The sequence below is a fragment of the Lentilactobacillus hilgardii DSM 20176 = ATCC 8290 genome (genome assembly GCF_000159315.1).
Lineage (GTDB): Bacteria > Bacillota > Bacilli > Lactobacillales > Lactobacillaceae > Lentilactobacillus > Lentilactobacillus hilgardii.
Genome location: NZ_GG670060.1, coordinates 1 through 241, shown reverse-complemented (window position 1 = coordinate 241; position 241 = coordinate 1). Strand labels below are relative to the sequence as shown.

Genomic DNA, 241 nt, shown 5'->3' with positions numbered 1-241 from the left:
ACGATAAATATACCGATAGTGCTGATTTAGCATTTTGGTTTAATTATGGTCGTATGGATAATTTATTAACTGATCAACAAAAAACCAAAATGGTGGCTATTGGCTGTACAAATGGTATGGCGATATGTCCGGAAACATTGATACTACCAGCACGTCTTCCGAAAATGGCAGTTTGGCAAGCTTGGCTAGCACTAATGCTGATAAGAGCCAAACTTCAGTCATCTTTGGGGGTGCCAACGGT

The 241-nt window shown here is 40.2% G+C and carries 1 protein-coding gene; it reads left to right on the top strand.

Going from position 1 to position 241, the window contains the following annotated elements:
- Positions 1-241: hypothetical protein (locus HMPREF0519_RS14145; RefSeq protein WP_003637220.1), on the top strand; the 241-nt coding region annotated here is incomplete at both ends.